Raw genomic sequence first — 20,268 nt, forward strand, 5'->3', positions numbered from 1 at the left:
GCTTCTCATGAGAAGCACCGATCAGCTCGACGTCTTCAACCTGCAGCGCTTTATCCAGGCGCAGGACCCGGTGTTCGAGCGAGTGAAAAACGAACTCGGCACAGGACGAAAGCGCAGTCACTGGATGTGGTTCATCTTTCCGCAATTCATCGGCCTGGGTGGCAGCGAAATGTCGCAACGATATGCCATTCACTCGAGCGAAGAGGCCTCAGCCTATCTGGAACATGCATTGCTGGGGTCCCGACTGCGAACTTGCGCACAATTGGTGCTGAACATCCCGCAGCGTTCCATCGCGGAGATTTTTGGCCATCCGGACGACCTTAAATTCCATTCGTCGATGACCCTGTTCGCCCAGATCGCCCCGGATAACAGCCTGTTTCAACAAGCGCTGGACCAGTATTTCCACGGAATCCCGGACGCGTGGACGTTAACCCTGCTGGACTCAAAACAGGCCCAACTGCCCCCCAATCAGGGTTGAGAAATCGTCGTCCACGAACGGCAGGACCGCATCGGCCACCGGTTGCAGTTGCCGCGTGACGTAATGGTCGTAATCGATGGGCGCACTGCGAATCTCCAGCGGCTCGGGCCCGGCGACGGTGATTACGTAACTGATCCAGCCGCCATTCTGGTATTGCCGCGGTCGACCCTGCCGATCGTTGTAGTCGTCGGCGATCCGCGCCGCGCGAACGTGCGGCGGCACGTTGCGCTCATAGTCGTCCAGGGTGCGGCGCAGGCGCTTGCGGTAGATCAGGCGATCGTCGAACTCGCCCGCCAGGGTTTTACGCACGTACTCGCGCACATAATCCTGATACGGCTGGCGATGGAATATCCGCGTGTACAGCTCTTGCTGGAACTGCCGGGCCAGCAGCGACCAGTCGGTGCGCACGGTTTCCAGCCCCTTGTAGACCATCTCGTCTGTGCCGTCGTCACGTGTGACCAGCCCGGCATAACGCTTCTTGCTGCCCTCTTCGGCGCCACGAATGGTCGGCATCAGAAAGCGGTTGTAGTGGGTTTCGAACTGCAGCTCCAGCGCGCTTTCAAGCCCGTACTCCTGTTGGACATGCTCGCGCCACCACTGGTTGACGTGGTCCACCAGTGCGCGGCCGATTTGCGCCGCTTCCTGCTGACCGTGGGCCCGGCGCAGCCAGACGAATGTCGAGTCGGTGTCGCCGTAGATCACCGTGTGCCCCTGGGCTTCGATCAGTTGTCGGGTGCGCAGCATGATTTCGTGGCCGCGCAAGGTGATCGACGAGGCCAGACGCGTATCGAAGAAGCGGCAGCCGCTGGAACCGAGCACGCCGTAGAAAGCGTTCATGATGATTTTCAGCGCCTGGGACAGCGGCGCGTTGTGTTCGCGCTTGGCGGTTTCGCGGCCTTCGGCGACCCGGGCGACGATGGCCGGCAGGCAATGCCGGGCCCTGGAAAAACGCGCACCGCGGAAACCCGGTACGGACTCGCTGTCGTCAGGATGGCGCAAGCCTTCGATCAACCCGACCGGGTCGATGAGGAAGGTACGAATGATCGACGGATAGAGGCTTTTGTAGTCGAGCACCAGCACCGATTCGTACAGGCCCGGCTGCGAGTCCATGACAAATCCGCCGGGGCTGGCCTGCGCCGGTTTGGTGCCGAGGTTGGGCGCGACGAAGCCCTGACGGTGCATCAATGGCATGTACAGGTGGGTGAACGCCGCCACCGAACCACCGCTGCGATCCGCCGGCAACCCGGTGACGCTGGCCCGCTCAAGCAGGAACGTGAGCAATTGGGTTTTGGCAAAAATCCGCGTGACCAGTTCGCAGTCCTTGAGGTTGTAGGTGGCCAGGGCCGGTTTGTCCTCGGCGAACATGCGGTTGATTTCGTCCATGCGCTGGTACGGCGTACTGATCGCCTTGCCTTCGCCGAGCAGGGTTTGCGCGACGTTTTCCAGGCTGAACGAAGGAAAACTCCAGGTCGCCGAGCGCAGGGATTCAATGCCATCGATGATCAATCGCCCGGCGGCCGAGGCAAAATAATGGTTGCGACTGCCGTGTTCGCGCCACTGCATTTCTTCGCCGCCCCGCCCCAGTTTCAGCGGCACCGCCAGCCGGCGTGCGTGTTCGTGCAGCACGCGCAAATCGAACTGCACGACGTTCCAGCCGATGATCGCGTCCGGGTCGTGGCGGGCGAACCATTCGTTGAGTTTTTTCAGCAGCAGGGTTCGGGAATCGCAGTATTCGAGTTGGAAATCCACCGCACTGTCGTCGCCATTCGGTGGGCCGAGCATGTAGACCTGGCGCTCGCCGCAACCTTCCAGGGCGATGGAATACAGATCACCTTGCGCGGTGGTTTCGATGTCCAGGGACACCAGCCTGAGCGTTGGACGATAGTCGGGATCGGGCTTCATCTGCGCATCGAGCAGCAGGCCGTCGGCATTCGGTGTACCACCGAAGATCACGGGCGCCGTGATGAAACGCTCCATCATGTAGCGTTCCGGTGGGCGCACGTCGGCCTCGAACATCTCGACACCGGCCTTGCGCAGCGCGGTCTCCAGACGCATCAGTTGCCCGTGTTGCTGGCAATACAGACCGAGCACCGGGCGATGCTCGAAATCCTGAAGGGCCAGGGGTTTGAGCTCGACGTTTTTTTCGCCGTGCAACAGCGCTTCGGCCTGCTCGCGCTGTTCAGCCGGAATGAACGCCACCGACGGTTGATGAGGCAGGCGGATGCGCCGGGGACCGGTCTCGGTCGCCAGCCAGAACTCGACTTCCGTACCGGCCGGGGTATCGCGCCAATGCCGGGTCAGGACGAAGCCCCGCTGTAAATCCACCACTGCAACCTCAAATCCGATTCAGATGGCGATTCTACGCGGCATTCCCGCCAATAGCAGTGAACGCCTGGATGGATGAGCTCTTGTAGGAGTTGGCTTGCCAGCGATAGCGTCCGTTCAAACGATAAATAGGTCGTCTGACCCACCGCTATCGCTGGCAAGCCAGCTCCTACAGGTCGGTGGTGTGTTCGAAAATGTGAGGTTTATCGAAGAAAAACAGCTGAATGACGTTTTTTGCGCGTTATCTGCCGCTTTCTGCCTTGCCCTCAGCGCTCGCGTCTACGATTCTTCAAGAACAACGACAACACCCGAGAAGCCATCATGAAAACCGTCGCCCAACTGCTCAAGTTGAAAGATCAGAAAAATCAGGAAGTGCACCAGATCAAGCCCGATCACATGGTGCTGGAAGCGCTGATGAAGATGGCCGAGAAGAATGTCGGTGCCTTGCTGGTGGTAGAGAATGACCAAGTGCTGGGCATCATCAGTGAACGCGACTACGCGCGCAAACTGGTGCTGCATGGTCGCTCTTCGGTCGGCACGCCGGTGCGCGACATCATGGTGTCGCCGGTAATCACCGTGGACACCCATCAAACCGTCGACACGTGCCTGGGCATCATGTCCGACAGACGTCTGCGCCACCTGCCGGTGGTGGAGAACGGCAAGCTGATCGGGTTGCTGTCGATCGGCGACCTGGTCAAGGAAGCCATTGCGGAGCAGGCTGAACTGATTCGTCAGTTGGAGCAGTACATTCGCGGCGAATAACTCCAGACACTGCCCGCTCCCACATTTTGATCAGCGGTGTTCAGGATGGCCAATGCCGTGCAAAGACCGGTGCCAGCGTCGGGTGCCGGTCAATCCTCTCCAGCCAGGCGAAAAACCCCGGTCGGGCGCTGCGCAAATGTTCCCGGCTACCCGCCCAGCGCGTGATCACCGCCGCCAGCACATCCAGCGCTCCCGGCGCCTCATCCCCCAGATACAACTCGCCCGAGAACTGATCGGCGAACACCTCCCAACTCCAGTGCAATCGCTCGCGGGCACCCGCCACGAGGTTGTCCCTGGAGGGCTTATCCGCCACGGCCAACCAGCGTTCGGGATAGTCGATGATGCCGATCGCTGCATAACAATTGCTGACGATGTACACCAGGCCACGGATCGCCTGATCGCGCTCGGCGGCGTTATCCGGCAGCAGTTTCGACTTGGGAAACGTGAGCCCGAGATGAATAAGGATCGCCGCACTTTCGGTCAGAACGCTGCCGTCGGGCAACTGCAAGGTCGGGATCTGCTTGAGCGGGTTGAGCTTCTCCAGGGCGTGGGCCGCCTCCGTGGAAACCTCGACGTCGATGAAGCGGTAAGGAATCTCGCAGAGCTCCAGCGCGGCTTCGATGGCGGCGGCACCGGAGTTCTGGTGTCCATAGAGCTGGTACATAAACACCTCCATTGCGTGTTCTCTTTGTAGCAGCTGACGCTGGCCGTGCCTGAAAATTTCTTTTTCAGGCGTGCATCCAAATCGCTTTCCGACGGGTAGTACCTGTAGCAGCTCCTTTTGCTGCATGACGGAATACTCATTAGCGGAGAGATTTTCATGAATGCCAGACAGCTGATTTGCCTTGCCGGTTTACTCGCCACCGTCCCTGCGGCCCTGGCCCAGACCAGTCTGCCCGACAGCATCAAGGTGCCGGACGGGCACAAGGTCGCCCTGGAAACCACCGGGGTCGGCGAGATCACTTACGAATGCCGCGACAAGGCCAACGCCGCCGGGCAGACCGAATGGTTCTTCGTCGGCCCCAAAGCGGTGCTCAATGATCGCAGCGGCAAGCAGGTCGGTACCTATTTCGGACCACCGGCGACCTGGCAAGCGAAGGACGGCTCGAAAGTCACCGGCACCCAGCTGGCCGTCGCGCCGTCGAGCCCGGGCAACCTGCCCTATCAACTGGTCAAGGCCAACCCGGCCGAAGGCAAAGGCGCGATGAGCGGTGTCAGTTACATCCAGCGCGTGGCACTCAAGGGCGGCGTCGCGCCAAGCGCCGAATGCACGGCGGCCAACAAGGGCAAGCAGGAAGTGGTGAAGTACCAGGCGGATTACATTTTCTGGGCGGCCAGCTAAACCCCGGCCCGATGCAATCTTCTGTAGGAGCGAACTTGCTCGCTCCTACAGGGGTGCTGATTGTTTGCTAGATTGCATTCGGACTGCCCCACATAACGGCTGAGATCTGTGTCCTTGCCCGAACCCATTTTCGACTATGAAGCCCGTCTTGCCGCCTGTGGCCGGGGCGAGCGTCAAGCCCTGCGGGATTTGTACGTGCAGGAAAGCCCACGGCTGCTCGGCGTGGCCAAACGCCTGGTGCGCGACACCGCGCTGGCCGAAGACATCGTCCACGATGCGTTCCTCAAGATCTGGGCCGGTGCCGCCGGTTTCGACCCGACGCGGGGATCGGCGCGGGGCTGGATGTACAGCGTAACCCGGCATCTGGCGCTCAATTTCATCCGCGACAACAGCCGCGAGATCCAGGGCGATACCGACGTGCAAAACGACGCTGAAACCTTCGATGCCGACGTGCACTCATCACGTATTCATCGGTGCCTGGAACAGCTTGAACCCTCAAGGCGCACTTGCATCCTGCATGCCTACGTCGACGGGTATTCCCACGCGCAGATTTCACACAAACTCGGCACCCCGCTGGGCACCGTCAAAGCCTGGATCAAACGGAGCCTGACGGCCTTGCGGGAGTGCATGGGATGACCACCCGACCTGTGGATGAAACCCCGGACGAACGTGACGAACTGGCCAGCGAATATGTGCTGGGCACGCTCTCGGCCGAACGGCGCACCGAGGTTCGACAACGCCTGAACGACGACGCCGAACTGCGCACGGCGGTCGATGCCTGGGAACGTCGTTTGCTGGGCCTGACCGACCTCGCCGAGCCCGAAAACCCATCGCACCTCCTGTGGCAACGCATCGAGCGCAGTGTCAACGCGTTGAACCGACAGCCAGTCACGCCAGCGGCCGAGCGGTCATCCTGGTGGAATCTTTTGCCGCTCTGGCGCGGGCTCGCCGGGGCGGGGCTGGCGGCGACGTTGCTGCTCGGTGCGTTGCTGCTGACCCAAGCCACGGTCAAACCGACGTATATGGTGGTGCTGGTCGCGCCGCAGGACAAAGCGCCGGGTTGGGTGATTCAAGCCAGCAACCGCCGGGAGATCCAGTTGATTCCGCTGGGAGTGGCAGAGGTTCCGGCGGACAAGGCGCTGGAGTTCTGGACCAAGGCCGAAGGCTGGCAAGGACCGGTCTCGCTGGGGCTGGTCAAACCGGGACAAACCCTGTCGGTGCCCCTGGACAAACTGCCGCCGCTGGAACCGAACCAACTGTTCGAACTGACCCTGGAAAACCCCAGCGGCTCGCCGATCGGCAAACCGACCGGGCCGATTCAGTTCATTGGGCGGGCGGTGAAAGTCATCTGATTGCCGCCGCCGATCACCGCCACACAGGACAAGCCATCCGATTCATCACTGCCGTCGATGTTCACCATCACGTCAATGAAGTTCTCTTAAAAACTCCGGGGCGTAACATCGCCTCCATACCAACCAATAACACCCCGGAGCACACGATCATGAAACGCCAACTCTTCCTCAGCATCGCTTTCTCGGTTTTTGCAGTTAACGCTTTTGCCGCTTCTTCTGCTCACCCGGTTGTCGCTGAGGGCGGGTCGGATCGTCTGATTGAAAGCCGTGTGGCTGAGGGTGGTTCGGATCGTCTGATCGAAAATCGCGTTGCTGAAGGTGGCTCGGATCGTCTGATCGAAAACCGCGTGGCCGAAGGTGGCTCGGATCGTCTGATCGAAAACCGCGTCGCTGAAGGTGGCTCTGATCGTCTGATCGAAAACCGCGTGGCTGAAGGCGGCTCGGATCGTCTGATCGAAAACCGCGTGGCCGAAGGTGGCTCTGATCGTCTGATCGAAAACCGCGTCGCTGAAGGTGGCTCCGACCGTCTGATCGAAAACCGCGTTGCCGAAGGTGGCTCCGACCGTCTGATAGAAAGCCGTGCAGTGTGAATGAATGGCTGTACCGCAAGACTCGACAAAAAAACCCGGTCTCATCAACCTGATGAAGCCGGGTTTTGCGCTTTTTTGAAACCGGTCACTTCCCCGCCCGCGCCATGCAGCGCTGATAACGTTCATCAACCCGTTTTGCAAACCACGCGGTGGTGAGTTTGCGGGTGATTTTCGGGCTCTGCAGGACGATCCCCGGCAATACCGCACGCGGCAATGAACGGCCTTCGGCTTGTTCGGCCAGCTCGAAGACCCGTTGATACAACTGGGTGTCCTCAAACTCGAGACTGTTGCCCTTCTCCAGTTGATCCCTGATGGTCGGGTTGCGCATGTCCAGGCGCTTGCCGAGGGCGCGCACGGCCAGTTCCGTGGTGCCGGGCATGATCGAGCCGTAGCGCACCAGATCGCCGTCCAGCGCCAGCGGGATGCCCGAAGCGCGGCTCACAGCGTTCTGAAACGCGGCATTGCGGCTTGCGTACCAGCCAGCGTTGAAATCGGCGAAGCGGTACAGCGGCTGCTTGTAGCTCACCGGATAACCGAGCAAGTGAGCGATGCCGAAATACATGCCGCCGCGACGGCTGAACACTTCATGCCGAATCGTACTGCCCACCGGGTAGGGATAATTCCGGGCCTGTTGTTCGGCGAAGTCGATGCTCACCTGCATCGGGCCACCGGTGTGCACCGGGTTGAAGCCGCCGAACAGCGTTCGCCCCATGGGCACCATGCCGATGAAGTCATCGAAGATCGCGCTGAGCTCCTTTTCGCTGCGCGCGGCATTCAAGCGATCGCTGTAGCTTTTGCCGTTACTTGAACTCACCTTCAACGCCCCGCTCACCAGCAGGCCGGGGATGTGGGCTTTCGCGGCACGCCGGTCGATTTCATCCCGGGCGATCTTGCCCAGGCCCGGCACCGACGGATCAACCTGGAAAGTCGATTCCTGCTCGGTGACGGCCAGCACGGAACACAGGTTCTGCGTGGAGGGATAAATGTTCTGCGCGGCAAAGGCAGCGTAAATGTCCGTGGCCCAGCCTTGGCGGTCCGCGGTCTTGGCCGGCAGCAGGCGAACGATCTCGGCCTTGACCTCGGCAGGTGGTCGGGCCGGGGCTTCCTCGCTGCGCTGCGTTGCGCACCCGGCAAGAATCAACAGCGCCGCGACGCTCATGATCAATCGATTGGCTTGCATACTGCTCCATCAAATCCGTTGGGCCGGGGTAACCATACGATCAATCCCATGACGCAGGCTATGACTGTGCCGGCGACACACTGTTCCCTCCACAGACACGCCAACCTGCAGGAGCCGGCTTGCTGGCGATGGGAGCAACGCAGTGCATCAAGATGACCGCGTAATCGTTCATCGCCAGCAAGCCGCTCCTGCAGGGCCTTTTTCCGTTGGGCAGTCTGTCTGACGGCCCTCCTCGCCTGAACCATACTTGAGCCAAACGCCGGGGAGGACAGGCGCATGAACCGTAGCGACGTACTGATCATCGGTGCCGGCCCCACCGGGCTGGTGCTCGCACTGTGGCTGAGCAAACTGGGGATCCGCGTGCGGATTCTCGACAAGACATCGGCACCCGGCACCACTTCACGAGCGCTGGCGGTGCAGGCGCGGACGCTGGAGTTGTATCACCAACTCGACCTCAGTGACGCCGTGATACAGAAGGGACATCGCGTGGCGGCGGCCAACTTCTGGGTCAAGGGCGAACCGGTGGCACGCTTGCCGTTGAGCCGGGTCGGCGAGGGTTTGACGCCTTATGCGTTCCTCGAAATATTTCCTCAGGACGAGCACGAGCGGTTGCTGATCGAACGCCTGGAAGCCTTTGGTATCCAGGTCGAACGGAATACCGAGCTGGAGAGCTTCGAGGAAACCGGCGACGGCATCACCGCACATCTGCGCTTGCCCGACGGTCAACAGGAAACCTGTCAGGCCTGCTACCTCGCCGGATGCGACGGCGCCCGCTCGATCGTGCGCAAAACCCTCGACACCGGATTTCCCGGCGGCACCTACCAGCAGATCTTCTATGTGGCGGACGTGCAGGCCAGCGGGCCGACGTTCAATGGCGAACTCCACGTGGATCTTGATGAAGCGGACTTTCTCGCGGTGTTTCCGTTGGCCGGCGAAGGCCGCGCGCGGCTGATCGGAACGGTGCGCGACGAACGCGCCGAGCAGGCCGAAACCCTGCAGTTTGAAGACGTCAGCAGCCGGGCCATCGAGCATCTGAAGGTGCAGATCGAACAGGTGAACTGGTTCTCGACCTACCGCGTGCATCATCGTGTGGCCGATCACTTTCGCAGCGGCCGGGCCTTTCTATTGGGCGACGCGGCCCACGTCCACAGCCCCGCAGGCGGCCAGGGCATGAACACCGGGATTGGCGATGCCATCAACCTCGCGTGGAAACTCGCCGCCGTGTTGAGCGGCGGTGCCGCGCCGCATCTGCTCGACACCTATGAAACCGAGCGCATCGCGTTTGCCCGCAAACTGGTCGCCACCACCGACCGGGTGTTCAGCTTCGTCACCGCCGAAGGGCGCATTGCCGATTTGCTGCGCATGCGTCTGGCGCCATTCCTGTTGCCGAAAATGGCTTCATTCGAGACCTCCCGCGAGTTCCTGTTCCGCACGGTGTCACAGATCACCCTCAATTATCGCGGGATGCCATTGAGCATCGGCGTTGCCGGACACGTGCATGGCGGCGACCGGCTGCCTTGGGCGCACGATGGTGAAGGGGATAATTTCAGGTCGCTGAAGTGCCAGAGCTGGCAGGTACACGTGTACGGCGACACCAGCGACGAAATGATCGCCTGGTGCCACGAACATCACTTGCCGTTGCATGTGTTTGGCTGGCGGCCGGCGTTTGAAGCGGCAGGCCTGGGGCGTAACGGATTTTATCTGTTGCGGCCGGATACCTATGTGGCGATTGCCGAGACGTGCTCGGACCCGAAAGTGATCGAGCGGTATTTCCGCGATCGCGGTATACGGCCGTTTTTCGGCTCTTGAGTGCGCCGCAATTCCTGTAGGAGCAAGCTTGCTCGCGATGAGGCCGGACCCTCCAGCCTCTCTGGTGACTGACCTACCGCTATCGCCAGCAAGCCGGCTCCTACAGGTTTTGTGTATTTTTCAGATCCCGGCCAAGGCCAGGTCCATCGCGAAGTAGGTAAAGATCAAATCCGCCCCCGCCCGCTTGATCGCCCCAAGGCTCTCGCGTACCACGCGGTCTTCATCGATCGCCCCGGCCTGTGCGCCGAACTTGATCATCGCGTACTCGCCACTCACCTGATAGGCCGACAGCGGCAGGCGCGAGACTTCGCGGATGTCGCGGATGATGTCCAGGTACGCGCCGGCCGGTTTGACCATCAGCGCGTCGGCGCCTTCCTGTTCGTCCATCAGCGATTCACGCACCGCTTCGCGGCGGTTCATCGGGTTCATCTGATAGCTTTTGCGGTCGCCCTTGAGCGCGCTGCCGCCGGCTTCACGGAACGGGCCGTAGAGCGCCGAGGCAAATTTGGTCGAGTAGGCCATGATCGCGGTCTGGGTGAATCCGGCGTCATCCAGCGCCCGGCGAATCGCCTGGACCTGCCCGTCCATGGCCGCCGACGGCGCAATCACATCAACACCGGCACGGGCTGCCGCGACGGCTTGCTTGCCGAGGTTGATCAGGGTCTGATCGTTGTCGACTTCGTGGTTGTGCAGCACGCCGCAGTGACCGTGGCTGGTGTATTCACAGAAGCAGGTGTCGGACATCACGATCATTTCGGGCACTGCGTCTTTGGCGATGCGCGACATGCGCGAGACCAGGCCGTTGTCGTTCCAGGTGTCGCTGCCGTTGCTGTCCAGGTGATGCGACACACCGAAGGTCATCACCGACTTGATCCCGGCCCGGGCATAACGCTCGATCTCGCCGGCCAGTTTCGATTCCGGTATACGCATCACGCCGGGCATGCTCTTGATCGGCACAAAGTCGTCGATTTCTTCCTCGACGAAAATCGGCAGCACCAGGTCGTTCAGGGTGAACTCGGTTTCCTGGAACAGGCTGCGCAGGCTCGCATTGCGGCGCAGACGGCGTGGACGTGCTTCGGGGAACTGACTGGACATGGGGGGTTCCTGAAATCGGAGGACGAGACGAAAGTCGTAAGGGGGCGAAAGCTTATGCCCTGTGCGCTGTCAGTTACAAACCGTGGAAGAGGAAAAACCGTTACCGCTTCGGCAACAATTCTCTGCACTTGGCACAGAACCCTGTGGGAGCGGGCTTGCTCGCGAAGACGGTGTATCAGTCAACATCTCTATTGTTTGACTCACCGCCTTCGCGAGCAAGCCCGCTCCCACAGGTTTAGATCTTCAGGGTTCCGCAGATACAGGTCACTACAGAACCGCCAATCCAGATTTCGTCGCCGATCTTTTCGACCTGAATACGCCCCGCGCGTCCCATCGTCAGGCCCTGGCTGACCACGTAGGACGCCGGCGCCAGCCCCTCGCCAAGCAACCACTGGGCAATCCCGGCATTCAGGCTGCCGGTGGCGGGGTCTTCCGGCATGCCGTCGCCAGAGATGAATGCGCGCACTTCGAACTGTGCATCATCGCCGTCGCGCTCCGCATGCCACGGCGCGATCACGCCGACCGCGAGGCCCAGCATGTGTGCGTGATCCGGTTGCAGATCCAGTACCTGCTGGCGATCCTCGACCATCACCGCCAGCCAGCCCGCGCCGTTATCAACCCACTGCGCCCGCACAATGGCGCCCGGTTCCAGCCTGAGCCCGCGCCGGACACGCTCCATCAAATCTGCCTCAACCGGCCCGGTCCTGAGCAGTGGCGGTGCGAGAAAAGCCAGCTGCGCACCTTGTCGACGCACCCGTACCAGGCCGACGCCGCATTCCTGAATGATCTCCTCACCCTTGGGTACGCCGCCGGCTTCGAGCCAGGCATGACAAGTGCCCAGCGTCGGGTGACCGGCGAACGGCAATTCGTTCAGGGTGGTGAAAATCCTGACCCGGTAATCGGCCCGGGGGTCCCGCGGCTCAAGGATGAACGTGGTTTCACTGAGGTTGGTCCACGCGGCGAACGCCGCCATGCGCTCATCGCTGAGCTCGTCCGCGCCGAACACCACGGCCAATGGATTGCCCTTGAGCGCGACGCGGCTGAAGACATCTACTTGCTTGAAATCGAATGAATGCATGGCCTGCCCTGGTCCTGAGAAATCGAAACGTCCTATTTGGGAATTTCCAGCCCGCGCATCACCGCCGGCCGCGCGAGGAAGCGCTCCAGCACCCGTGTCACGTTAGGGAAATTCTTGATGCCCACCAGGTCGCCCGCCTCATAGAAACCGATCAGGTTGCGCACCCACGGGAACGTTGCGATGTCGGCGATGGTGTAGCGTTCGCCCATGATCCAGTCGCGCCCTTGCAGGCGTCCATCGAGCACTTTCAACAGCCGTCGGCTTTCCTCGACGTAGCGATCCCGAGGACGTTTGTCTTCGTAATCCTTGCCGGCGAATTTGTTGAAAAAACCGAGCTGGCCGAACATGGGTCCGATCCCGCCCATCTGGAACATCAGCCACTGGATCGTCTCGTAACGTGCCGCCGATTCCTGGGCCAGCAACTGCCCGCTCTTGTCCGCGAGGTAGATCAGAATCGCCCCGGACTCGAACAACGGCAGCGGCTTGTCATCCGGACCATGGGGGTCGAGGATGGCCGGGATCTTGTTGTTGGGGTTCAGCGAAAGAAACTCGGGAGACAGCTGATCGTTGGTATCGAAACCCACACGATGAGGTTCATAGGGCAGCCCGATCTCTTCGAGCATGATCGACACCTTGACGCCATTGGGGGTCGGCAAGGAGTAGAGCTGAATCCACTCGGGGTATTGAGCCGGCCATTTTTGGGTAATGGGGAACGCAGACAGATCGGTCATGGGAAGGATCCACGAAGAGATTGAGAGAGACGATCATAGTGTGAGCAGCCCGAGGGTGCGATGTCCGGCGTATCGATATTGATGATTAGCAAGATCAATGTATTGCAGCCTTCCCCGGGGCCATCCCGTGTACCGTGTCCATAAATCCGCAACATCTCGCCGGTAATCTTTGCTTCAACCCGTTCAAGGTTGTCGGTGGATGGCTGCCTGCTCCGCCGGAATCGAACCAAACGGGCTTCAGTGGACTCTGAGTGTTGCCCTTTCGGAAACGGACCGGCTTAACGACATGGAAAACACCCGACGCTGGGAGCGCGGGGTGTAAAGGTTTGTCAGCCTTAACCGAATGCGCTGAAGACTCCCTAATTCCATGATGAACCCTTTGAAATTCCTCCAACGCTTCAAGCATCGCGCGTATGTCGTGCTGCCCTCACTGTTGGCGGCCAGTGCGCTCTTTCTGTCGCTGGAATCGAGCGAAAGTCGCGCCCAACCGGTGGACGGCACCCAGACCCTGGTGTTCCTGCGCCACGCCGAGAAACCTGCCGGCGGCCTCGGCCAGCTCAACTGCCAGGGCCTGAACCGCGCCATCGATCTGGCGACCCTGCTCCCGGAAAAGTTCGGCAAGGCCAATTATGTGTTTGCGGCCAACCCGACGCGCAATGTCGAGGAAGGCGAACTGGACAATTCCTACAGTTACATTCGCCCCCTGATGACCATCAGCCCCAGCGCGATCAAGCTCGGTTTGCCGGTGAACATTAACTTTTCGGCCAACGACACCAGCGACCTGGCCGATGAGCTGCTCCACGACAAGTATCACAACGCGGTGATCTACACCGCCTGGTCCCATGGCTACCTGCCCGAACTGATCAACAAAGTTGCTGGCGAAGCCATCGGCAAGAAACAGAAGATCACTGAAGACTGGGAGTCCAGCGACTACGACTCGCTGTTTGTGCTCACGCTGACCTGGCACAACGGCAAGGCCAGTCTGCAGAGCCACAGTTACAAGCAAGGGCTGGATAACGGTCGGGAAACCTGTCCGACTTGAGGGTGATGGTTGAAATCTTGTAGCGGCTGTCTGGGCCCTATCGCGAGCAAGCCCGCTCCCACAGGAGGCAGTGTCGAACACAAATCTGCGTTTCACCACCAATCACTGTGGGAGCGGGCTTGCCCGCGATGGGGCCCGCAGATACACCATCACCCTCGCAGACTGTCACGGTCTTGCAGGTATTCGATAACCGCCCCCCGCTCCCCGGCAAACTCGATCCGCGCGCCCTTCTTCTCCCGCTGAAACACATACATCGGGTCGTAATACTCACGCAGCAACCCCTCAATCCAGCCCCGGTGCAAATCCACCGCCCCGCTGCGCGCCTGCTCCGCCAGCGCATCCTCCATCAGGATCAACATCCGCCGATGACGCTCACCGCCCAGTCGCTTCTGAACGTTGTTCAGGCTCGCCAGCAAGCGCTCGGAAAACAGCCCGAAACCTTCATCGCCATGCACGTCGATGAACTCGGCAGACAAGTTCACCACGTAATCACGCAGGATCCGTTCGACCCGTCCTTCAAGGCTGTCTTCGAGCCAGACCATCGGAAATTGCTGCATGCCCTGATACAGCGGCAACGGCAGCGCGCAACTGCCGATCGCGCGGCTTTCGTCTTCCAGCACAAACTGCTCGATACCGCGACTGCGCTTCTTCAGCACGTCCACGGCCAGGCGGTTTTCAAAATCGATGTTGGACGGCTGGCCCGTAGCGCGCTTGCCGAAACTGGAGCCGCGATGGTTAGCGTGGCCTTCAAGGTCCAGGCCGTTGCTCAGCTGCGTGAGCACTTCGGTCTTGCCGGTGCCGGTCATGCCGCCCAGCAGGACGAAATCACATTGAGCCACCGCCTGATCTATCGTTCCCAACAGGAAGCCACGCATGGCCTTGTAGCCGCCACCGACCCGCGGATAATCGATACCCGCCTCGTCCTTGAGCCATTGCTGGACGATCTGCGAACGCAAGCCACCGCGAAAACAATACAAAAGCCCCTCGGGATGAGCCCGGGCAAAATCGGCCCAGGCTTGAACACGCCCAGCCTTGATCTCGCCAGACACCAGCTGATGCCCCAACGTAATGGCCGCCTGCTGCCCGTGTTGTTTGTAGCAGGTGCCGACCCGTTGCCGCTCGCTGTCGTTCATCAGCGGCAGATTGATCACGCCGGGGAAGGAACCCTTGATGAATTCGACCGGCGCGCGGACATCCATCATCGGCCGGTCATTGAGGAAAATATCGCGGTAATCGGAGAAGTCGCTGGACATCAGAACACCTCGACCGCGTTCGTCTGTCGCTCGACCAGCTCACCGATCGGCTCAAGTGTCAGGCCCAGTTCGGCAGCGACGCTGAGAAATTGTTCGTTGCCCTCGGGAGTGACCGCCACCAGCAGACCACCACTGGTTTGCGGATCGCACAGCACGCGTTTGTGCATCTCCTGCAGGCGCCCGAGTTTGCTGGCGTAGCTGTCGAAATTGCGCAGCGTCCCGCCCGGCACACAGCCCTGGTCGAGGTAATACTCGACGCCCGGCAGACGCGGCACGCGGTCGTATTCGATACGCGCTGTTACATTGCTGCCATCGGCCATTTCCACCAGGTGCCCGAGCAGGCCGAAACCGGTGACATCGGTCATTGCGGTCACGCCGTCGAGCTTGCCGAAACGGCTGCCGGGTTTGTTCAGGGTGCACATCCAGTCGCGGGCCAGGCCGATGTCGGCGTGGCGCAACTTGCCCTTCTTCTCGGCCGTGGTGAGGATGCCGATGCCCAAGGGTTTTGTGAGGTAAAGCAGGCAACCGGCGGTGGCCGTGTCGTTGCGCTTCATGTGGCGTTTTTCCACCAGCCCGGTGACGGCCAGGCCGAAGATCGGCTCCGGCGCATCGATGGAGTGCCCGCCCGCCAACGGGATACCGGCTTCATCGCATACCGAACGTCCGCCGCGAATCACTTCCCGGGCAATCTCTGGCGCCAGCACATTCACCGGCCAGCCGAGAATCGCGATGGCCATCAACGGATCGCCGCCCATGGCGTAGATGTCGCTGATGGCATTGGTGGCGGCGATGCGGCCGAAATCGAACGGGTCATCGACGATCGGCATAAAGAAATCGGTGGTCGAGACCACGCCGCGTTCTTCATCGATGGCATATACCGCCGCGTCATCGCGCGAGGCATTGCCGACCCAGAGCCTGGGGTCAAGGTTCTGCGCCCCGCTGCCGGCCAGAATCACTTCCAGCACCTGAGGGGAAATCTTGCAGCCACAGCCTGCGCCGTGGCTGTACTGAGTTAGACGGATCGGCTCGCTCATGGAGTGCACCTTGTGAAGTCGGTGCGGATGAGTCTACAGCGACTGCACAAAATGCGCTGAGTCGGGCATAACGCAGAGCTAATGTGGGAGCGGGCTTGCTCGCGAAAGCGGTGTGTCAGGCAACGGAGATGTCGACTGGAACACCGCTTTCGCGAGCAAGCCCGCTCCCACATTGATCGGGTTAGGGCAACAAAATCACCTTGTCGCCACTGCCCTGATTCACCTCGGCATAGCGCTCCAGCCCTTCGGCCAACGGCGATTCAAGCAACCCTTGCGGCAGCGGCAACAAATCCTGATCGAAAAACCGGCCGAACTGATCGAGCATCGCCGCGCACGCCTGTACCCCGTACAACAGCGAGTTGATCCCCACCACCGAACCGCCCTTGCGATACAACGCCAAGGCGGGCAATTGCACCAGACCATCCACCGGCGCGGCGATGATCGCGATGCGGCCGAACGCTGCCAACGCGGCGACCGAGGCCGGCAGCCAGAACCCGGTGGTGTCGAAAATCACGTCTGCGCCGCCGGCATAGACCGCGTTCACCTGCGCGCCTAAATCCTCGGGTTTATCCAGTTGCAGCGTCTGATAGCCCTGAGCCTGCAAGTCCTTCACCTGCTCCGGCCGCCGCGCCGCCGCCAGCACCTGGGCGCCACGCACCTTGGCCAGCGCCAGCGCCGCACTGCCGACCGCGCCGCCGCCGATCACCAGCAACCGTGTCTGCGCCGTCACCAGGCTGCGCTCCAGGGCGTCCCACGCCGTGGTGTAAGGCACGCCGAGGCTGGCGGCCTGCGCGAAGCTCAAGTGGGTCGGCTTGAGTGCCACTCCGTTGGCCGGCAATTTCACGAATTGCGCATGGGAGCCGTCGGCGAAAAAACCCAGTTCCCGGCCAGTGCCCCAGACCTCCTGACCGATCAATGCCTGCGGGCCTTCAACCACGACACCAGCGAAATCACGACCGGGAATCCGCGGCAACGTGGTGTAGGGAAATCGCCCCAGCACGTTCTTCACATCGCTGGGGTTGAGGCCGGCGGCCTTGATCTGTACCAGCACTTCATCGGCGCCGGGAACGGGAGTCGGCACTTCGACATAGCGCAGGGCCGAGAGGTCGCCGGTTTTATCGAACTGCAATGCTTTCATGGGAGTGTCCATCGAACAAGGGAAGAGATTCAGGAGATCCAGCCAGTGACCAGTTGTCGGCCCATCGGCCACAATTTTTCACCGGCGAGCATGCCCAGCAGGCCCACCAGCGCGATGGCGGGGGGTGCGGGGGAACGAAAATCCAGTGCGCCGTAGAGCAAACCGACGCCCAGACCGATGACCAGCGAGATGAGGTAGCTCATGGCAGACTCCGTGGGCAATTGAGGGATGCCCAAAGTCTAATGACCGGCAATGGCGAGCATCGGCCAAGTGCTTCTGAATTTCGGCCAAACCACCTGAAGACCTTGTAGGAGCGAGCTTGCTCGCTCCTACAAGGTCGTGCAGAACAGCGACGGCGCAACACCCAGTTCCCGACGGAACATGTCGCTGAAGCTGCTCGGCGAATAGCCCAGTTCCCGGGCAATCGTGCTGACGGCCACGCCCTGAATCAACTCGGCCGCCGCCGTCGCCAGTTGCACTTGCCGTCGCCACTCGGCGAAGCCCATGCCCAAACCGTCCTTGAACAGCCGCGCCAGAGTACGCACGCTGGCCCCGGCGTTTTCGGCGTGTTGTTCGAAGGGAATGTCCAGCGACGGCGCAGCCATGACCGCCTGACACAGGTTCATCAGGCGCCGGTCGGAATCGTCCGGCAAGGGGATTTTCAGCAGCGAGCGTCGGGCACGTTTGAGCTCCAGCAGCGCCAGCCCGACCAGCGCGTCGTAATACTCCGGCGCGCCGTCGTCACCCTGCTCCACCAGGCCGATGATCAGCTCACGCAGCAACCCGCCCACTTCAATCACCTGAACCGTGGCGTCCAGCGTCGCTGCCAACGAGGGCCTCAGGTAGATGTTGCGCATCTGCAGGTCCGAGACCACGCGAATGCCGTGAGGCACGCCCGGCGGCAGCCACACCGCCCGTTGCGGCGGCACCACCAGCGCTTCATGAGGCGTCTCGACCCACATCACCCCGCTCATCGCATACAGCAACTGGCCCCACACATGCTCGTGAGGCTCGATATACAACCCGCGCGGGTAGGTGCGCGCCAGCGGTTGCACGGGCACATCGGTGTCACTCAGGTCGGGGGGCGCAGCAAGGGCCATGGGCAGCAATCATTGGGGATTTTCAGAGAATGCATGGTAACCAGCCGCACGTTTTGTCGCCACTGGCGGCCGCCGTCTGACAATCCAACTGAATTTTCCGCAACCCCGACGATCCCTTTATTACCACAGGGAGGAATACGGGCTTTATGAACAACGCAAAACTTTTCGTCATTGAATACACCCTTCATGGCGCCCCCAAGTCTTTCATTATCCGCCTGGACAAGATGGATAATGCGGAGGCCTGGCACTGGGCGAGCTGTGACGCCGGCGTGGGTCGAATCCCGCGATTTGGGCGGGAAAAGGTGCAGAAGACCAGTAAACCGATGGCAGAGAAATTTGGCGTGGAAAACGTCACGTGGCGGCCAGCGAACTGACCGAGGGGAGAAAGATCAGCAGGGATAGCTGTGCATTATCTGTAGAAGCGAGCTCGCTCGCGATGGACTAACGAGCGGCGCGCTTAATCAGAAAACACGCGTTATCGTTAAAGTCCATCGTCGGAATGCCGCCCGGAGACAAACTCGCTCCTGCCGTCAGCCATGGGCGCACTTGCACCCTTTGCTTGCGCATTCTTCACCGTGTTCGTGATGCTTGGCGCACGCTTCGCAGCAGTAGTGTTTGCCGTGGCGGGCGATCGGATGCTGACCCAGTTTGCACGAGCATTTCGGGCAGTCGCATTTACTTTCACTGTCGATCATAAGTCTGACTCCATTGTTGTGGTCGTCAGGCGCGACGGATGCGCACCGTATCATCAGTGTAGGAGCTGCCGCAGGCTGCGATCTTTGATTTTTCGTTTCAAAAGCAAGATCAAAAGATCGCAGCCTCCGGCAGCTCCTACGGTAAAAAAATGGTGTCAGGCCTGCCGCGTACTGCTGCGATACATGAACACCAACGCCAACCCGAGCAACACCATCGCCAATACCCGGCTGCCGGACAACTCGATCGCCGGGTTGCCCAGCCAGCCGAAGTTATCGATCAGCATCCCCATGCCCAGTTGCCCGACGATCACTGCTACCGTCGCGACCGCCGTGCCGACCCGCGGCACCGCACCCACCATGACCATCATGTACACCACGCCGAATAATGCGCCGCTGAGTTGCCATTTCGGCACGTCCAGCAGACTCACGGCGTGGGCCGGTTCGAAAAACAGGATCAGCAAGCCGGTGCTCACCGCGCCAACCACGAACGTCAGCAAACTGCTGCGCAGCACGCCGACCGTTTCGCCCAGACGTCCGTTGATCGCCGCCTGCACACTCAACACCGCACCGGCGACCACCACCACCGCCAACAAAATAATCAGATTCATCATCAACCCCGAGCAATCAGAACAAGTGCCGCGACAATCAGCAGCAAGGCCAGCCACCGTTCACCGTTGACCTTTTTGCGGGTGGCGCCGAACCAGCCGAAATGGTCAATCAGTACGCTTTTACCGACCTGCCCGGACAGGATTGCGATCATCGTCATCGCAATGCCGATGTGCGGCGTGGCCAGGGTCAGCACCACCACGTACATCGGCCCGAGAAAACCGCCGATCAACTGCCAGCGCGGCAACGTGTTCAAGGCCGGCCCCCGTTGCGGACCGCTGAACAACAGCAGCAGGAACAGAATCGCCGAGCCCACACCGAAGATGCTCAGCGTCGCCCACAAGTGCCCGACCTGGACGCCGAGGGGGCCGAGCAGACCGGCCTCCACGGACAGGCCCATGCCGGCGAGGATGACCAGCGGCAAGAGCAAGAGTCGCAGCCCGGGTTTGCTCGCGGGAGCCGCAGCTATATCGATTGAAGAAGATTGCATAAGGAACACCTGTGTTAACGAATCAATGCGCGATCCCTTGTAGGAGCCGGGGGGGGGGGGGGGGGGGGGGGGGGGGGGGGGGTGGGGGGGGGCGGGGGGGGGGCAGGCCCCCCCCCCCCCGGGTGGAGGGGGTGGGGGGGGGGGGTGTGTGGTTTTGGTTTTTGAGGA

23 protein-coding genes are annotated in these 20,268 nt (G+C 61.1%); 9 read left to right on the forward strand and 14 right to left on the reverse strand.

Translation table 11 applies throughout. From position 1 onward, the window contains the following. Positions 1 to 7 precede the first annotated feature (7 nt). Entirely contained in the window at positions 8 to 478 is a 471-nt protein-coding gene (locus FBY04_RS18645; RefSeq protein WP_084323697.1) for a DUF1810 domain-containing protein, read from the forward strand. Here the strand turns inward: FBY04_RS18645 and FBY04_RS18650 are convergent. Further along, positions 443 to 2,803: a DNA polymerase II gene (locus FBY04_RS18650; protein ID WP_178118294.1), complete on the reverse strand. Its 2,361-nt coding sequence runs from the start codon at positions 2,801 to 2,803 to the stop codon at positions 443 to 445. The two genes, FBY04_RS18645 and FBY04_RS18650, sit on opposite strands and share 36 nt — an antisense overlap. A 321-nt stretch (positions 2,804 to 3,124) precedes the next feature. Here FBY04_RS18650 and FBY04_RS18655 point away from each other — a divergent pair, with 321 nt between their 5' ends. Continuing rightward, the gene (locus tag FBY04_RS18655) at positions 3,125 to 3,565 is read left to right on the forward strand and encodes a CBS domain-containing protein (RefSeq protein WP_084323695.1); all 441 of its coding nucleotides are present in this window, start codon (positions 3,125 to 3,127) and stop codon (positions 3,563 to 3,565) included. A 40-nt stretch (positions 3,566 to 3,605) separates the two neighbouring features. Here the strand turns inward: FBY04_RS18655 and FBY04_RS18660 are convergent, their stop codons facing one another. Continuing rightward, positions 3,606 to 4,229, reverse strand: a complete 624-nt coding sequence (locus tag FBY04_RS18660; protein ID WP_084323693.1) for a glutathione S-transferase — start codon at positions 4,227 to 4,229, stop codon at positions 3,606 to 3,608. Between the two features lie 156 nt (positions 4,230 to 4,385). Here FBY04_RS18660 and FBY04_RS18665 point away from each other — a divergent pair, with 156 nt between their 5' ends. From FBY04_RS18665 to FBY04_RS18680, 4 genes are all read left to right on the forward strand, one after another. Next, the gene (locus FBY04_RS18665) at positions 4,386 to 4,907 is read left to right on the forward strand and encodes a DUF3455 domain-containing protein (protein WP_145316145.1); all 522 of its coding nucleotides are present in this window, start codon (positions 4,386 to 4,388) and stop codon (positions 4,905 to 4,907) included. 114 nt (positions 4,908 to 5,021) lie between these two features. Continuing rightward, a complete protein-coding gene (locus FBY04_RS18670; RefSeq protein ID WP_145316147.1) occupies positions 5,022 to 5,543 on the forward strand; it encodes a sigma-70 family RNA polymerase sigma factor in 522 nt (173 codons plus the stop codon). Further along, positions 5,540 to 6,259: an anti-sigma factor domain-containing protein gene (locus FBY04_RS18675; RefSeq protein WP_145316149.1), complete on the forward strand. Its 720-nt coding sequence runs from the start codon at positions 5,540 to 5,542 to the stop codon at positions 6,257 to 6,259. The genes FBY04_RS18670 and FBY04_RS18675 overlap by 4 nt, the downstream gene beginning before the upstream one ends. A 149-nt stretch (positions 6,260 to 6,408) precedes the next feature. Continuing rightward, entirely contained in the window at positions 6,409 to 6,849 is a 441-nt protein-coding gene (locus FBY04_RS18680) for a phage infection protein (protein ID WP_145316151.1), read from the forward strand. A gap of 85 nt (positions 6,850 to 6,934) precedes the next feature. On the opposite strand, the gene FBY04_RS18685 is transcribed toward FBY04_RS18680, so the two are convergent. Continuing rightward, positions 6,935 to 8,029 carry a DUF1615 domain-containing protein gene (locus FBY04_RS18685; RefSeq protein ID WP_145316153.1) on the reverse strand — a complete coding sequence of 365 codons (1,095 nt, stop codon included), beginning with the start codon at positions 8,027 to 8,029 and terminating at the stop codon, positions 6,935 to 6,937. A gap of 276 nt (positions 8,030 to 8,305) precedes the next feature. Here FBY04_RS18685 and FBY04_RS18690 point away from each other — a divergent pair, with 276 nt between their 5' ends. Further along, positions 8,306 to 9,838 carry an FAD-dependent oxidoreductase gene (locus FBY04_RS18690; protein ID WP_145316154.1) on the forward strand — a complete coding sequence of 511 codons (1,533 nt, stop codon included), beginning with the start codon at positions 8,306 to 8,308 and terminating at the stop codon, positions 9,836 to 9,838. Positions 9,839 to 9,958: 120 nt separating this feature from the next. Here FBY04_RS18690 and hemB read toward each other — a convergent pair whose 3' ends face one another. The 3 genes from hemB to FBY04_RS18710 form a co-directional block, all read right to left on the reverse strand. Continuing rightward, complete coding sequence (gene hemB, locus FBY04_RS18695) at positions 9,959 to 10,933, reverse strand: porphobilinogen synthase (protein WP_145316156.1); 975 nt, start codon at positions 10,931 to 10,933, stop codon at positions 9,959 to 9,961. Positions 10,934 to 11,168: 235 nt separating this feature from the next. After that, a complete protein-coding gene (locus FBY04_RS18705) occupies positions 11,169 to 12,011 on the reverse strand; it encodes a PhzF family phenazine biosynthesis protein (RefSeq protein ID WP_145316158.1) in 843 nt (280 codons plus the stop codon). 32 nt (positions 12,012 to 12,043) lie between these two features. Further along, positions 12,044 to 12,742, reverse strand: a complete 699-nt coding sequence (locus FBY04_RS18710) for a glutathione S-transferase family protein (RefSeq protein ID WP_084323215.1) — start codon at positions 12,740 to 12,742, stop codon at positions 12,044 to 12,046. A 367-nt stretch (positions 12,743 to 13,109) separates the two neighbouring features. On the opposite strand from FBY04_RS18710, the gene FBY04_RS18715 reads away from it, so the two are divergent. After that, entirely contained in the window at positions 13,110 to 13,784 is a 675-nt protein-coding gene (locus tag FBY04_RS18715) for a histidine phosphatase family protein (protein WP_084323216.1), read from the forward strand. A 149-nt stretch (positions 13,785 to 13,933) separates the two neighbouring features. Here FBY04_RS18715 and mnmH read toward each other — a convergent pair whose 3' ends face one another. The 5 genes from mnmH to FBY04_RS18740 all read right to left on the reverse strand — a co-directional run bounded on the left by mnmH (position 13,934) and on the right by FBY04_RS18740 (position 18,309). Beyond that, positions 13,934 to 15,037: a tRNA 2-selenouridine(34) synthase MnmH gene (mnmH, locus tag FBY04_RS18720; protein WP_084323217.1), complete on the reverse strand. Its 1,104-nt coding sequence runs from the start codon at positions 15,035 to 15,037 to the stop codon at positions 13,934 to 13,936. Beyond that, positions 15,037 to 16,071, reverse strand: coding sequence for a selenide, water dikinase SelD (selD, locus tag FBY04_RS18725; RefSeq protein WP_084323218.1), 1,035 nt, complete (start codon positions 16,069 to 16,071; stop codon positions 15,037 to 15,039). The genes mnmH and selD overlap by 1 nt, the downstream gene beginning before the upstream one ends. 181 nt (positions 16,072 to 16,252) lie before the next feature. Next, entirely contained in the window at positions 16,253 to 17,209 is a 957-nt protein-coding gene (locus tag FBY04_RS18730) for a zinc-binding alcohol dehydrogenase family protein (RefSeq protein WP_084323219.1), read from the reverse strand. Between the two features lie 29 nt (positions 17,210 to 17,238). After that, a complete protein-coding gene (locus FBY04_RS18735) occupies positions 17,239 to 17,412 on the reverse strand; it encodes a DUF1427 family protein (RefSeq protein ID WP_008035179.1) in 174 nt (57 codons plus the stop codon). 126 nt (positions 17,413 to 17,538) lie between these two features. After that, positions 17,539 to 18,309, reverse strand: a complete 771-nt coding sequence (locus FBY04_RS18740; RefSeq protein WP_145316160.1) for a helix-turn-helix transcriptional regulator — start codon at positions 18,307 to 18,309, stop codon at positions 17,539 to 17,541. A 146-nt stretch (positions 18,310 to 18,455) separates the two neighbouring features. On the opposite strand from FBY04_RS18740, the gene FBY04_RS18745 reads away from it, so the two are divergent. Then, positions 18,456 to 18,683 carry a DUF6555 family protein gene (locus FBY04_RS18745; protein WP_059405408.1) on the forward strand — a complete coding sequence of 76 codons (228 nt, stop codon included), beginning with the start codon at positions 18,456 to 18,458 and terminating at the stop codon, positions 18,681 to 18,683. Between the two features lie 156 nt (positions 18,684 to 18,839). Here the strand turns inward: FBY04_RS18745 and FBY04_RS18750 are convergent, their stop codons facing one another. The 3 genes from FBY04_RS18750 to FBY04_RS18760 form a co-directional block, all read right to left on the reverse strand. Beyond that, positions 18,840 to 19,004: a metallothionein gene (locus FBY04_RS18750; protein ID WP_084323222.1), complete on the reverse strand. Its 165-nt coding sequence runs from the start codon at positions 19,002 to 19,004 to the stop codon at positions 18,840 to 18,842. A gap of 155 nt (positions 19,005 to 19,159) precedes the next feature. Continuing rightward, a complete protein-coding gene (locus FBY04_RS18755) occupies positions 19,160 to 19,615 on the reverse strand; it encodes a DMT family transporter (RefSeq protein ID WP_174602688.1) in 456 nt (151 codons plus the stop codon). Beyond that, the gene (locus tag FBY04_RS18760; protein WP_145316162.1) at positions 19,615 to 20,100 is read right to left on the reverse strand and encodes a DMT family transporter; all 486 of its coding nucleotides are present in this window, start codon (positions 20,098 to 20,100) and stop codon (positions 19,615 to 19,617) included. Before FBY04_RS18760 ends, FBY04_RS18755 begins: the two co-directional genes overlap by 1 nt. Positions 20,101 to 20,268: the final 168 nt, after the last annotated feature.

Source organism: Pseudomonas sp. SJZ080 (genome assembly GCF_007828295.1).
Taxonomy (GTDB): domain Bacteria; phylum Pseudomonadota; class Gammaproteobacteria; order Pseudomonadales; family Pseudomonadaceae; genus Aquipseudomonas; species Aquipseudomonas migulae_A.

Excerpts from the sequence above, each read along its gene's own strand:
- FBY04_RS18675 (WP_145316149.1), top strand. The coding sequence starts at position 5,540 with ATGACCACCCGACCTGTGGATGAAACCCCGGACGAACGTGACGAACTG.
- FBY04_RS18645 (WP_084323697.1), top strand. The coding sequence starts at position 8 with ATGAGAAGCACCGATCAGCTCGACGTCTTCAACCTGCAGCGCTTTATC.
- FBY04_RS18690 (WP_145316154.1), top strand. The coding sequence starts at position 8,306 with ATGAACCGTAGCGACGTACTGATCATCGGTGCCGGCCCCACCGGGCTG.
- FBY04_RS18660 (WP_084323693.1), bottom strand. The coding sequence starts at position 4,229 with ATGTACCAGCTCTATGGACACCAGAACTCCGGTGCCGCCGCCATCGAA.
- hemB (WP_145316156.1), bottom strand. The coding sequence starts at position 10,933 with ATGTCCAGTCAGTTCCCCGAAGCACGTCCACGCCGTCTGCGCCGCAAT.
- FBY04_RS18735 (WP_008035179.1), bottom strand. The coding sequence starts at position 17,412 with ATGAGCTACCTCATCTCGCTGGTCATCGGTCTGGGCGTCGGTTTGCTC.
- FBY04_RS18750 (WP_084323222.1), bottom strand. The coding sequence starts at position 19,004 with ATGATCGACAGTGAAAGTAAATGCGACTGCCCGAAATGCTCGTGCAAA.
- FBY04_RS18710 (WP_084323215.1), bottom strand. The coding sequence starts at position 12,742 with ATGACCGATCTGTCTGCGTTCCCCATTACCCAAAAATGGCCGGCTCAA.
- selD (WP_084323218.1), bottom strand. The coding sequence starts at position 16,071 with ATGAGCGAGCCGATCCGTCTAACTCAGTACAGCCACGGCGCAGGCTGT.
- mnmH (WP_084323217.1), bottom strand. The coding sequence starts at position 15,037 with ATGTCCAGCGACTTCTCCGATTACCGCGATATTTTCCTCAATGACCGG.
- FBY04_RS18680 (WP_145316151.1), top strand. The coding sequence starts at position 6,409 with ATGAAACGCCAACTCTTCCTCAGCATCGCTTTCTCGGTTTTTGCAGTT.
- FBY04_RS18685 (WP_145316153.1), bottom strand. The coding sequence starts at position 8,029 with ATGCAAGCCAATCGATTGATCATGAGCGTCGCGGCGCTGTTGATTCTT.
- FBY04_RS18715 (WP_084323216.1), top strand. The coding sequence starts at position 13,110 with ATGATGAACCCTTTGAAATTCCTCCAACGCTTCAAGCATCGCGCGTAT.
- FBY04_RS18655 (WP_084323695.1), top strand. The coding sequence starts at position 3,125 with ATGAAAACCGTCGCCCAACTGCTCAAGTTGAAAGATCAGAAAAATCAG.
- FBY04_RS18730 (WP_084323219.1), bottom strand. The coding sequence starts at position 17,209 with ATGAAAGCATTGCAGTTCGATAAAACCGGCGACCTCTCGGCCCTGCGC.
- FBY04_RS18705 (WP_145316158.1), bottom strand. The coding sequence starts at position 12,011 with ATGCATTCATTCGATTTCAAGCAAGTAGATGTCTTCAGCCGCGTCGCG.
- FBY04_RS18755 (WP_174602688.1), bottom strand. The coding sequence starts at position 19,615 with ATGATGAATCTGATTATTTTGTTGGCGGTGGTGGTGGTCGCCGGTGCG.
- FBY04_RS18745 (WP_059405408.1), top strand. The coding sequence starts at position 18,456 with ATGAACAACGCAAAACTTTTCGTCATTGAATACACCCTTCATGGCGCC.
- FBY04_RS18740 (WP_145316160.1), bottom strand. The coding sequence starts at position 18,309 with ATGGCCCTTGCTGCGCCCCCCGACCTGAGTGACACCGATGTGCCCGTG.
- FBY04_RS18665 (WP_145316145.1), top strand. The coding sequence starts at position 4,386 with ATGAATGCCAGACAGCTGATTTGCCTTGCCGGTTTACTCGCCACCGTC.
- FBY04_RS18760 (WP_145316162.1), bottom strand. The coding sequence starts at position 20,100 with ATGCAATCTTCTTCAATCGATATAGCTGCGGCTCCCGCGAGCAAACCC.